Consider the following 12151-nt stretch of genomic DNA (forward strand, 5'->3'; position numbering starts at 1 on the left):
GGGGTTTGCGATGCGTAAGCAATGGCTGGGGATTTGCATAGCAGCGGGGCTGCTGGCGGCATGTTCGGGTGAAGACGTTCAACAGAAGACGGTCAGCACTCCACAGCCGGCCGTTTGTAATGGCCCAAGCGTGGAAATCAGCGGCGCCGATCCGCATTATGAGACGCCAAATGCGACGGCGAATCAGGATTACGAGCGCGAGGGTAAAAGTTATAAAATCGTCCAGGATCCGTCTAACTTTACCCAGACCGGTCTGGCCGCCATTTATGATGCGGAGCCCAACAGCAACCTGACGGCATCAGGCGAAGCCTTCGACCCGACGCAGCTGACCGCAGCACACCCGACGCTGCCGATCCCGAGCTACGTGCGCGTGACGAACGTGGCAAATGGCCGCATGATCGTCGTGCGCATTAACGATCGCGGCCCGTACGGCACCGATCGCGTGATTTCGCTTTCTCGCGCCTCCGCCGATCGCCTGAACACCTCCAACAACACCAAAGTGCGTATCGATCCGATCATCGTCGCACCGGACGGTTCGCTTTCCGGCCCGGGCATGGCCTGTACTACCGTCGCCAAACAGACCTATGCGCTGCCTGCCCGTCCCGATCTTGACGGCGGCGCAGGTGTTTCCAGCGAACCGACGGCGCCAACCGACGTTCGCCCGATCAGCAATGCCACGCTGAAGCCGGAAGACAACGTTGGCGCTCCGGTGAACAGCAGCGGCTTCCTCGGCGCGCCGACGCCCCTGAATAGCGGCGTACTGGAAAGCAGCGAGCCTGCGGTTCAGACTGCCACCCAAAGCGCGCCGGTTACCGCCCCTGGTTCTGTGCAAGGCAGCGTCACGCCGGCTGCGGCGGCAACCACGGCTGTCGCCGCCTCTTCGGCCAGCGCCAGCGGCGATTTTGTCGTCCAGGTCGGCGCCGTCAGCGATCGGGCCCGCGCGCAGCAATATCAGCAGCGTCTGAGCCAGCAGTTTTCCGTGCCTGGCCGCGTCGTGCAGAACGGCGCAGTGTGGCGCATTCAGCTAGGGCCATTCGCCAGTAAATCGCAGGCCAGCACGGTACAACAGCGCCTGCAAAGCGAAGCTCAGCTGCAATCATTTATTACTCACGCCAACTAAACAGGTAGGGTCGTTGTCCGTACTGTGATGCGCATGAAAAAGTCATTAACAAAGTCATGCGCAATGTCGGATGCCGGTCCACAGAGCATTTGTTATAGTAAGGCACTTTTTTAACTCCATCACGGATGCCGTTGTTCTGACCATGAAGACCTCTTTCACCGCACGTTTACTCGTTACGGCCCTCTCCGTTGCAGCGCTCTCCTCCGCTGCCCACGCCGATGACCTGAATCTCAAAACCATGATCCCAGGCGCGCCGCAGATTGACGCCGAATCCTGGATTCTTATTGATTACAATTCGGGCAAAGTGCTGGCGGAGAATAACGCCGATTCCCGCCGCGACCCGGCGAGTCTGACCAAAATGATGACCAGCTACGTCATCGGTCAGGCCATGAAAGCGGGCAAGTTTAAAGAAACCGACCTGGTTACGGTGGGTAACGATGCGTGGGCAACCGGTAACCCGGTGTTTAAAGGCTCTTCACTGATGTTCCTGAAGCCGGGTATGCAGGTTCCGGTTTCTCAGCTGATCCGCGGCATCAACCTGCAGTCAGGTAACGATGCCTGCGTCGCCATGGCCGACTATGTTGCCGGCAGCCAGGATGCCTTCGTCAGCCTGATGAACAGCTACGTCAATGCGCTGGGCCTGAAAAACAGCCACTTCCAGACCGTTCACGGCCTCGATGCCGACGGTCAGTACAGCTCCGCGCGCGATATGGCGCTGATTGGCCAGGCGCTGATCCGCGATGTACCGAACGAATACACCATCTATAAAGAAAAAGAGTTCACCTTTAACGGCATTCGTCAGCTGAACCGTAACGGTCTGCTGTGGGATAACAGCCTGAACGTCGACGGGATTAAAACCGGGCATACCGATAAAGCGGGCTATAACCTCGTGGCCTCGGCGACCGAAGGCCAGATGCGTCTGATCTCCGCCGTCATGGGCGGCCGCACCTACAAAGGCCGCGAATCCGAAAGCAAAAAGCTGCTGACCTGGGGCTTCCGCTTCTTCGAAACCGTTAATCCGCTGAAAGCCGGGAAAGAGTTCTCTTCTGAACCAGCCTGGTTTGGCGACAGCGATCGCGCTTCGCTGGGTGTCGATAAAGACGTTTATCTGACTATCCCTCGTGGCCGCATGAAAGATCTGAAAGCCAGCTATGTGCTGAACAATACCGAACTGCACGCCCCGCTGCAGAAAAATCAGGTTGTCGGCACCATTAACTTCCAGCTGGACGGTAAAACGATCGATCAGCGCCCGCTGGTCGTCCTGCAAGAAATTCCTGAAGGCAATTTCTTCGGAAAAATGATTGATTACATCAAGTTAATGTTCCACCACTGGTTTGGTTAAAAATCGAACACTTGAAAGTGTGATTTACATCCCCATATACTAATCATCAAAGTAACCTGATAACTCCCACACTTCGTGGGAGTTATTATTTTTTGTCGTAACACCGGAGCTGACATGAAAACCAAACTTAACGAACTGCTTGAATTCCCTACTCCATTTACTTACAAAGTAATGGGGCAGGCGTTGCCTGAGCTGGTTGATCAGGTGGTGGAAGTGGTACAGCGCCATGCGCCTGGTGATTACTCTCCACAGGTAAAACCGAGCAGCAAGGGGAACTACCACTCGGTCTCTATCACCATCAACGCAACCCATATCGAGCAGGTCGAAACCCTGTACGAAGAGCTGGGCAATATCGATATCGTCCGGATGGTGCTGTAACCCATTCCCAGACCCGGTCCTGCGCCGGGTCATCTCTCCCCGCTATGCTGTGATATACTCCCCCCTCAAGTCACTTCTCTCTCTGCGGAGACGTTGTTTTGCAGCATAACAAAATCCTTATTCGTCAACTTGGCCTGCAACCTTACGAACCGGTCTCGCAGGCGATGCATGAATTTACCGATACCCGCGACGACAGCACGCTGGACGAAATCTGGCTGGTAGAGCACCCTGCGGTCTTTACTCAAGGCCAGGCGGGAAAAGCCGAACACGTGCTGGTTCCGGGGGACATTCCGGTCATTCAAAGCGATCGCGGCGGCCAGGTGACCTACCACGGGCCAGGGCAGCAGGTGATGTATGTTCTGTTGAACCTCAAGCGCCGGAAACTGGGCGTGCGCGAACTGGTTACTCTGCTGGAACAGACCGTGGTCAATACGCTGGCGGAATACGCGATTGAATCACATCCACGCGCCGATGCGCCCGGCGTCTACGTCGGCGAGCAAAAAATCTGTTCGCTGGGTTTACGTATCCGGAAAGGTTGTTCGTTTCACGGGCTTGCGCTGAATATTGCGATGGACCTGTCGCCGTTCCTGCGGATTAACCCCTGCGGCTATGCCGGGATGGAGATGACCCAAATGCGCCAGTGGCAGCCGGATATTCAACCGCAGATGGTGGCGCCACATCTGGTTGCCAACCTGCTGGCCCTGCTTGGCAACCCGCCCCACGAGATGATTGCTGCCGCTTAGCTCCCGCCCGCTCGCGCCCCTGTCTCCGGGGCGCGACATTCGCATTATCGATAGTTAAGCCATTATATTTGCAATTAAACGTCACGCACGACGCTGCCGCCGGCCGCTATACTTGCGCTATTTCCGATAACAGGAAGCGCTGAGTGGAAAATAACACGCCGTCATCAGAGTCGCCCGCACCGCAGGAACCGCACCACGACCGCCAGGTGTTGCGTATTCTACGCAATGTGGATCTGAACCTGCTGACCATTTTTGAAGCGGTGTATGTTCACAAGGGCATCGTAAATGCCGCTAAAGTGCTGAACATTACACCATCGGCGATCAGCCAGTCGCTTAACAAACTGCGTGCGGTATTCCCCGACCCACTGTTTATTCGTAAAGGCCAGGGGGTGAGGCCTACGGCCTACGCAACCCATCTTCACCAGTACATCAGCCAGGGAATGGAATCCTTCCTCAGCGCCCTTGACCTGGCCTGCGGGGCGGCTCAGCCACGCGCCCTCACCATCGCGACCTCCCCTCTCATCGGGGCGCTGGTCATCCCCACGATTGCGCACGCGCTCAAACCGCGTTTCCCCCAGATCCGGTTACACAACATCGCCATTACCGATGCCAGCAGTCAGCTTAACCAACGCCAGGTCGATTTAGCGATCGACAGCGATACCTACAGTAGCCAGACCATCGCGTATCACCTGCTGTTTGAAGAGCGGCTGGTGATGTATTGCCGCGAAGGACATCCGGCGCTGCAAAGGCCGTCAACCGAAGAGAATCTCCGCCAGTATGAGTTTGCGCTGAAGCTACCGCCGGGCCAACGCTATCCGGCAATATACCGGCAGCGGCAGGAACGCCAGGGAGAACGCCGCTGTGGCTTCAGCAGCGACAACCTGTTTGCCCAGGCTGCGCTGATCAGCCAAAGCGATATGCTCGGGCTGATGCCGGAGCGAATGTTTTCTCTGCTGGCGCAAACGTGGTCGCTGGCAAGGCTCGACTACGCTCAATTACCCGAAGAGCGCATTGAGATTGCACTGCATTACAACCGGCAGAGCGCGCAGGAACCGTTGCTGAATCAGGTCATCGAGGTCGTTTGCCAGTCGTTTAAACAATAAAGCACGTGAGGATAAGCATAAAACAACAACTATTTTACAATTTGCCGAACAGGTAGGCTGCTTTCTGTCCCATATCAATGGTATACTGCCTGTCCTTAATTCAAAAATAGTTGATAAATACAACATTTCCTTGAATTGATTCGCTTTCCTTCGTGACTCGCAACTGGAACACGCACGCTATGAGTAAACCCATTGTGATGGAACGCGGTGTTAAGTACCGCGACGCCGATAAAATGGCCCTTATCCCGGTGAAAAACGTGGCAACTGAGCGTGAAGCTCTGCTCAGAAAACCGGAATGGATGAAAATCAAACTTCCGGCTGACTCGTCCCGTATCCAGGGAATCAAAGCAGCGATGCGTAAGAACGGTCTGCACTCCGTGTGCGAAGAAGCTTCTTGCCCAAACCTTGCGGAATGCTTCAACCACGGAACGGCCACCTTTATGATCCTCGGCGCGATTTGTACCCGCCGCTGCCCGTTCTGTGACGTTGCGCACGGTCGTCCGGTGACCCCGGATGCCAACGAACCGCAGAAACTCGCGCAAACTATCGCCGATATGGGCCTGCGTTACGTCGTCGTGACCTCCGTTGACCGCGACGATCTTCGCGACGGCGGCGCGCAGCACTTTGCCGATTGTATCAGCGCTATTCGTGAGAAAAACCCGACGATTAAGATTGAGACCCTGGTCCCTGACTTCCGTGGCCGTATGGATCGCGCGCTGGATATCCTCACGGTGACGCCGCCGGATGTGTTTAACCACAACCTGGAAAACGTGCCGCGTCTGTATCGTCAGGTTCGCCCAGGCGCCGACTACAACTGGTCGCTGAAGCTGCTGGAGCGCTTTAAAGAAGCGCATCCGGAGATCCCGACGAAATCAGGTTTGATGGTCGGTCTCGGCGAGACCAACGAAGAGATCATCGAAGTTATGCGCGACCTGCGTCGCCATGGCGTGACTATGCTCACCCTGGGCCAGTATCTGCAGCCAAGCCGTCATCACCTGCCGGTTCAGCGCTACGTTAGCCCGGATGAGTTTGAAGAGATGAAAGCCGAAGCGATGGCGATGGGCTTCACCCACGCCGCCTGCGGTCCGTTCGTTCGTTCGTCTTATCATGCCGACCTGCAAGCCAAAGGGATGGAAGTGAAGTAAATCTCACTGCCCGCCAATCGCCGCGTGAACGCTTTCGCGCGGCGATCTGTTTTTATCCCGCCCGTCTGATGTTTCCCTGCCCGCTGGTAACAACTGGTTGCATTTTTTCCGTATTTTCGCGAGCAGGCAACAAAAAGAGGCCACAACGCTTATCGCTGCAGCCTCTTCAACGTCCAGACTCTCGCCTGTCGGTTACGCCCTCCCGCTGTCGGGGGAAGCGCCTTTAATTACTCTTTATGAGAGAGCTTTTGTGCCGGAGCGTCTTCTTCCGCACTGGTTTTCTTCGCGCTATCGTCATCGTCGTTCATGGCTTTCTTGAAGCCTTTGATAGCGGACCCCAGGTCTCCACCCAGCGTACGTAATTTTTTGGTACCAAACACTAAAATAATCAGTGCTGCGACAACCAGCAGTTTGGTAATACTAATCTCACCCATAGCTAACCTTCTTCTCTAAAACAAGCTGCGAATACGCCATCATACACGCGAACAATTAACGGCTATTTGACGCGCGGACACAATAGCAATCTGTAACAAGGTGAATCAAGCCTTGTTTAAAAAAACATCACAATAATTGCGGTGGCGCAAAGCGGCGGTTCTTCAACACCGGCAAACGCTCGCGAATCTGACGCAGCGACGCTGTCGAAATGTCGACAGTAATCATCTGCGGCTCGTCCCCTGCCCCCGCCATTATCGTTCCCATCGGGTCGATAATGCGGCTCTGACCAATATTACGGGTGCCGCATTCGCCTGCCGCAACGATATAGCAGGTCGTATCCAGAGCCCTGGCCGCCAGTAGCGTGGCCCAATGATACTCCTTCATCGGCCCTTTTACCCACGCGGTGGGTAAAACCAATACTTCAGCACCGTTAAGCGCCAGCGTTAACGCCAGTTCAGGAAAGCGTAAATCGTAACAGGTCATTAGGCCAACGCGTACCCCGTCGATATCAATCAGCGGCGGAATCTGTTGCCCGGCATCGACAAGTCGCGACTCCTGCATCGCAAACGCGTCATACAAATGGAGCTTCTGGTATTGGGCAATCACTTCGCCCTGGCGTATCGCCACCAGCGTATTCGTCGCTCGCCCCTCACCCGAAGGTACATGCAGCGTCAGCACCGTGGTTAAACCATAATTCCGGCTTTCATCACGCAACAGCTGCAGAAAACCGCCATCAATCTCCTGCGCCGACTTTACCGAGAGATCCGGATCGCTGTCGTCACGCGCCAGCAATGCTTCCGGTAATACCAGCAATGATACTCCCTGCCCGGCCGCCTGGTTCATCAACGCTACGCAGGTACGCGCATTGACTCGCCAGTCCGCCGTAACGGCAAATTGTCCCGCAGCAACCCGCATTCTCTTCTCCCGTCAGGTATTTCGTAGCCAATGACGCATTTTGCGCGCTACACTCAAACCCCTGTATTAACCAAATAGCAGGGAATGAGAGTGTCACAACTACTTTTAGCCGTTTTTGTTGGCGGCGGTACCGGCAGCGTATTGCGCTGGTGGCTTGGTATGAAGTTCAATCCAATGCATCACGCTATTCCCATCGGCACACTCGCGGCAAACTTGCTGGGCGCATTTATCATTGGTGCCGGGCTGGCATGGTTTAATCGCCTGACAAACATTGACCCAATGTGGAAATTGCTGATCACTACCGGATTTTGCGGCGGGCTGACGACGTTCTCAACCTTCTCATCGGAGGTCGTTTTCCTGCTGCAACAGGGCCGTTTCAGCTGGGCGCTGCTGAACATTCTGGTCAATCTGTTAGGTTCATTCGCCATGACGGCAACGGCATTCTGGCTCTTTTCCCACGCTGCCAGCCGCTAACGGCAGACAAAAAAAAACCCGCGTTGAGCGGGTTTTTATATTCTACTGACGCAATGCTTAGATAGCGTTTACGTTTGCAGCAGAAGGGCCTTTGGCACCGTTAGTGATTTCGAACTCTACGCGCTGACCTTCAGCCAGAGTTTTGAAACCGTTGGACTGGATTGCAGAGAAATGTACGAATACATCTTTGCTGCCATCTTCCGGAGTAATGAAACCGAATCCTTTGGATTCATTAAACCACTTAACGTTACCTTTAATCTTAGACATCAAAATTACCTTTATATGAAAAAACGACACTGATACTGTGTCGGACACCAGTACATCAATTGTGATGCCTTTTGTCCAGTCCAACTTTGTTAAAAAGTGACAAATATCGCTATCTTTTTTAGGAGGTCACGCCTTAGTTGTTGTTTTTTCACAGGACAAACGACTTAGCTCTTTTATTGCTAAGTTATGCCAGTTCTAAAACTGGAAACGGGCCCAGGCAAAGTAGACGTTACCGTTATTGTAGGTCCCGGGGATATAGGTCATCTGGAAAGTTGCCGGTCCATAACCAATGGATGCCAGTGGCAAAATGACCGGAATGGGAATGTAATTCCAGTTATCCCGCGCCGTCACGCCCAGCGTGTACCCCAGACCAAGATGAAAATTGTCATCTGCTAACGGACGCCAGGTTTTCTCCCAGCCATAGCCGCCAATCGGTTCCCATTTGTTAAAAGAGTCCTTAAAAGCCATCAGATACAGGCCGTGCCAGTTGCCTTTATCATCCCAGCGCGAAACCCCGAATCCTGCTCCCCACGGACGCTCGTTATATTCATCGGTCTTTTCTTTGTCATAGGCAAAGCGGGCATGCCAGGTAATCGCGGGAACATACAGATCGTAGTGTTCAGGTTCCTGCCAGGTTTGCACGACGTTATCACTTAAGGTGTTATACCCATCGCGAATCGTCGACGTAAACGACGCGTTAGCCGCGCCACAAGAGAGCATTACCCCTAAAAAACCAAGAAAAAACAATACGAACTGACGTTGTCTCAACACTTATCTCTTACCAATATCGATTTTAAAGCGCAATAATTTAACAAGTATAATCTTAATATTACCTTAACGAAATTAGGTAAGTTTCTGATTTATGATCGGAAAAACAGCATCCTTTTCACCTCGTCGTTTTGTGATAACGGCCGCCCCTCCACTGATGATTGCAGGGTTCTCATCAGTTTATTGATTTGCATCAGCATGTTTCGCCCATTAATTAGGCACATTCGCTCACTTAATTTTATCTTCACTTTATTTATTAGCAGATTCTTTGGGTAAAAGGCTTAGGGGTAAAAGATGCTTACGCTAGTTGAGATCCTGATTGGGATTGTGGTCATTGTGGGTGTTGCCCGCTATATCATAAAAGGGTATTCCGCCACCGGCGTGCTGTTCGTCGGCGGTTTGACGTTACTCATCGTCAGCGCGTTGATGGGGCACAAGATTTTACCCGGCGATACGAAAAGCACGGGGTACTCCGCGACCGATATTATCGAATACGTTAAAATTCTCCTGATGAGCCGCGGCGGCGATTTGGGCATGATGATCATGATGCTCTGCGGATTCGCCACCTATATGACCCATATTGGCGCCAACGATATGGTGGTAAAGCTGGCTTCAAAGCCGCTGCGCTATATTAACTCTCCCTATCTGCTGATGATCGCCGCCTATTTTGTCGCTTGTCTGATGTCGCTGGCCGTCTCTTCGGCAACCGGCCTGGGCGTTCTGCTGATGGCCACGCTGTTCCCGGTGATGGTGAACGTCGGTATCAGTCGCGGCGCCGCGGCGGCCATTTGCGCCTCGCCGGCCGCCATTATCCTCTCTCCGACCTCCGGCGACGTGGTGCTGGCCGCCAAAGCCGCAGAAATGCCGCTCATCGACTTCGCGTTTAAAACCACGCTGCCAATCTCCATCGTCGCAATTATCAGCATGGCCATTGCCCACTACTTCTGGCAGCGCTATCTGGATAAAAAAGAGAATGTCGTTCACGAAATGCTTGATGTGAATGAGATCACCACAACCGCTCCCTCCTTTTACGCCCTTCTGCCCTTTACGCCGATTATCGGCGTCCTGATTTTCGACGGGAAATGGGGCCCGGAGCTGCATATTATTGCTATCCTCGTGCTCTGCATGCTGCTGGCGGCCGTGCTGGAGTTTGTTCGCGGCTTTAATACGAAAAATGTTTTCGCCGGACTGGAAGTCGCCTACCGCGGCATGGCCGATGCCTTCGCCGGCGTCGTCATGCTGTTAGTGGCCGCCGGCGTCTTTGCTCAGGGCCTGAGCACCATTGGCTTTATCAATAGCCTGATCTCAATCGCCACATCATTTGGCTCGGCGAGCATTATTTTAATGCTGGTGCTGGTGATTCTGACCATGCTGGCGGCAATGACCACCGGTTCTGGTAACGCGCCGTTTTACGCCTTCGTAGAGATGATCCCGAAATTAGCCCACTCTTCAGGCATCAACCCGGCCTACCTGTCCATTCCTATGCTGCAGGCTTCAAACCTGGGTCGGACTATTTCGCCGGTCTCAGGCGTGGTGGTCGCCGTTGCCGGGATGGCCAAAATCTCCCCCTTTGAAGTGGTGAAACGGACCTCTGTTCCGGTTATCGTCGGTCTGCTGGTGGTGATTATCGCCACCGAAGTTCTGGTACCCGGTAGCGCGCTTTAATAAACGCGAAAAGGCGCCAGCTGGCGCCTTTTTTATGCTTTAATCATTTCCTGTAAATCATTGTCACCCACTATCAGGATTAAAAATGTTCAGGAAGGATTTCGTCGCCATTGCCCTTTTGTTGACGGCAACCCAGGCCGGCGCTGAACCACTCACCGCAACGCAATATGGCGATTTCGACCGTTATGTACTGGCTTTGTCATGGCAAACGGGGTTCTGCCAGAGCATGCATGACAGAAACCGGAGTGAGCCGGAAGAGTGTCGCTTGCAGCAGGAATTACCGAATAAAGCGGATTTCCTGACGGTACATGGCCTCTGGCCTGGCCTGCCAAAATCCATTGCTGCCCGGGGCGTCGACGATCGGCGCTGGATGCGTTTTGGCTGCGCCACCCGCCCTGTCCCCAACATGCCTGAAGTGAAAGCCGGGCGTAAATGCCAGGCCGCTGAAACCGGGCTGTCGCTCGAGATGGCGAATAAACTCAATAGCGTGATGCCGGGAGCCGGCGGCAATTCATGTCTCGAGCGTTATGAGTATGCGAAACACGGCGTCTGTTTTGGCTTCGATCCCGATAGCTACTTTGGCACGATGGTACGTCTTGATAGTGAAGTGAAGCAGAGCCCGCTGGGCCTCTTTCTGGCGAAGCACTACGGGCAGAGCGTCAGCCGCGATGAGTTCGATGCCGCGGTCGCGCAGGCATATGGTAAGCAGAGCGTGAAAGCATTTAAGCTGACCTGTAACGGCAATCCGGCTTATTTAACCGAAATGCAAATCGCCATCAAAGCGGAGGCCATCAATCAGCCGCTTTCAGCCAATAGCCTCTTGCCCCAGCCTCATCCGGGGAATTGCGGCAAACAATTTGTGATTGATAAAGCCGGCAACTGATGATTCGGCGGCGTAAGCCGCCGGTAGATTACGCGCGAATAAAATCGAGCAGATCCTGGTTAATCTGGTGTTTATGGGTCGTACAGATCCCGTGAGACCCGCCCTGGTAGACCTTTAATTCGCCGTCAGGCAGCAGCTGCGCCGCCACTTTCCCGCAGGTTTCAAACGGGACAATCTGGTCATCATCACCATGAATCACCAGCGTCGGGATCGTCATCTTACGCAGGTCTTCACGGAGGTCGGTTTCAGAAAACGCTTCAATACAGTCATAAAGCGCTTTGATTGACCCCTGCAACCCCTGCTCGACAAACCCTTCACGTACCGCTTTTGACTCTTTGGCCCCGTCCCGATTGTAGCCGTAGAATGCTGCCGTCAGCTCATAGAAGAACGCTCCGCGATCCTCAATAACCCCCTCCCTGATGCTGTCGAAGACCGCCCTGGGAACGCCGTTCGGGTTAAAGTCCGTCTGAATCATAATCGGCGTCACGGCGCCAATCAGCACCGCTTTCGCCACACGGTCAGTTCCGTGCCGGCCGATATAACGCGCGACTTCCCCGCCGCCGGTTGAGTGTCCGACATGAACGGCATCACGTAAGTTCAGATGGGCCGTGAGCTGAGCCAGATCGTCGGCATACTGATCCATATTGTGGCCATCCCAGGGCTGCGCCGAGCGACCATGCCCCCGGCGATCGTGAGCAATCACGCGGAATCCATGCGATCCGAGAAACAACATTTGATCTTCAAAAGCATCAGCCGTCAACGGCCAGCCGTGGCTGAATACCACCGGTTGCCCGCTACCCCAGTCTTTAAAATACAGATAACTACCGTCGTTAAGAGTAAGTTTGTCAAAACCGCTCATTTAAGTCTCCTGTATTGGAAGGGTACTACCTGATACAGCTTAAAAAGGATAAGA

The 12151-nt window shown here is 53.9% G+C and carries 14 protein-coding genes; 9 read left to right on the forward strand and 5 right to left on the reverse strand.

Annotated features, from left to right (window positions below; all coding sequences use genetic code 11):
• Positions 1 to 10: 10 nt before the first annotated feature.
• The 6 genes from rlpA (at position 11) to lipA (ending at position 5831) form a co-directional block, all read left to right on the forward strand.
• Entirely contained in the window at positions 11 to 1120 is a 1110-nt protein-coding gene (gene rlpA, locus OQV00_RS19055; protein WP_266279232.1) for an endolytic peptidoglycan transglycosylase RlpA, read from the forward strand.
• A 142-nt stretch (positions 1121 to 1262) separates the two neighbouring features.
• Positions 1263 to 2462, forward strand: a complete 1200-nt coding sequence (dacA, locus tag OQV00_RS19060) for a D-alanyl-D-alanine carboxypeptidase DacA (RefSeq protein WP_015584896.1) — start codon at positions 1263 to 1265, stop codon at positions 2460 to 2462.
• Between the two features lie 114 nt (positions 2463 to 2576).
• Positions 2577 to 2840: a DUF493 family protein YbeD gene (gene ybeD, locus OQV00_RS19065; RefSeq protein ID WP_004859527.1), complete on the forward strand. Its 264-nt coding sequence runs from the start codon at positions 2577 to 2579 to the stop codon at positions 2838 to 2840.
• Between the two features lie 98 nt (positions 2841 to 2938).
• On the forward strand, positions 2939 to 3583 hold the full coding sequence (lipB, locus tag OQV00_RS19070) for a lipoyl(octanoyl) transferase LipB (RefSeq protein ID WP_015584897.1): 645 nt from the start codon (positions 2939 to 2941) through the stop codon (positions 3581 to 3583).
• A 143-nt stretch (positions 3584 to 3726) separates the two neighbouring features.
• Positions 3727 to 4686 carry a YbeF family transcriptional regulator gene (locus tag OQV00_RS19075; protein WP_071359236.1) on the forward strand — a complete coding sequence of 320 codons (960 nt, stop codon included), beginning with the start codon at positions 3727 to 3729 and terminating at the stop codon, positions 4684 to 4686.
• A gap of 179 nt (positions 4687 to 4865) precedes the next feature.
• Entirely contained in the window at positions 4866 to 5831 is a 966-nt protein-coding gene (gene lipA / locus OQV00_RS19080; protein WP_004859521.1) for a lipoyl synthase, read from the forward strand.
• Between the two features lie 227 nt (positions 5832 to 6058).
• On the opposite strand, the gene tatE is transcribed toward lipA, so the two are convergent.
• Positions 6059 to 6265: a twin-arginine translocase subunit TatE gene (gene tatE, locus OQV00_RS19085; RefSeq protein ID WP_004859519.1), complete on the reverse strand. Its 207-nt coding sequence runs from the start codon at positions 6263 to 6265 to the stop codon at positions 6059 to 6061.
• 127 nt (positions 6266 to 6392) lie between these two features.
• Complete coding sequence (locus tag OQV00_RS19090; protein WP_182924793.1) at positions 6393 to 7181, reverse strand: deaminated glutathione amidase; 789 nt, start codon at positions 7179 to 7181, stop codon at positions 6393 to 6395.
• 90 nt (positions 7182 to 7271) lie between these two features.
• Here OQV00_RS19090 and crcB point away from each other — a divergent pair, with 90 nt between their 5' ends.
• The gene (gene crcB / locus OQV00_RS19095) at positions 7272 to 7655 is read left to right on the forward strand and encodes a fluoride efflux transporter CrcB (RefSeq protein ID WP_004859513.1); all 384 of its coding nucleotides are present in this window, start codon (positions 7272 to 7274) and stop codon (positions 7653 to 7655) included.
• A gap of 57 nt (positions 7656 to 7712) precedes the next feature.
• Here the strand turns inward: crcB and cspE are convergent, their stop codons facing one another.
• Complete coding sequence (gene cspE / locus OQV00_RS19100; protein WP_004859511.1) at positions 7713 to 7922, reverse strand: transcription antiterminator/RNA stability regulator CspE; 210 nt, start codon at positions 7920 to 7922, stop codon at positions 7713 to 7715.
• 195 nt (positions 7923 to 8117) lie between these two features.
• A complete protein-coding gene (gene pagP, locus OQV00_RS19105) occupies positions 8118 to 8693 on the reverse strand; it encodes a lipid IV(A) palmitoyltransferase PagP (protein ID WP_032716882.1) in 576 nt (191 codons plus the stop codon).
• Between the two features lie 291 nt (positions 8694 to 8984).
• On the opposite strand from pagP, the gene dcuC reads away from it, so the two are divergent.
• Together dcuC and rna are read left to right on the forward strand one after the other, a co-directional pair.
• Positions 8985 to 10355: an anaerobic C4-dicarboxylate transporter DcuC gene (gene dcuC / locus OQV00_RS19110; protein WP_004859503.1), complete on the forward strand. Its 1371-nt coding sequence runs from the start codon at positions 8985 to 8987 to the stop codon at positions 10353 to 10355.
• A gap of 85 nt (positions 10356 to 10440) precedes the next feature.
• Positions 10441 to 11238, forward strand: a complete 798-nt coding sequence (rna, locus tag OQV00_RS19115) for a ribonuclease I (RefSeq protein WP_015584900.1) — start codon at positions 10441 to 10443, stop codon at positions 11236 to 11238.
• A 28-nt stretch (positions 11239 to 11266) separates the two neighbouring features.
• On the opposite strand, the gene OQV00_RS19120 is transcribed toward rna, so the two are convergent.
• Positions 11267 to 12097, reverse strand: a complete 831-nt coding sequence (locus tag OQV00_RS19120) for an alpha/beta fold hydrolase (protein ID WP_004859498.1) — start codon at positions 12095 to 12097, stop codon at positions 11267 to 11269.
• Between the last annotated feature and the right edge of the window lie 54 nt (positions 12098 to 12151).

This window comes from Klebsiella sp. DY2415 (assembly GCF_026314315.1).
GTDB classification, from domain to species: domain Bacteria; phylum Pseudomonadota; class Gammaproteobacteria; order Enterobacterales; family Enterobacteriaceae; genus Klebsiella; species Klebsiella ornithinolytica.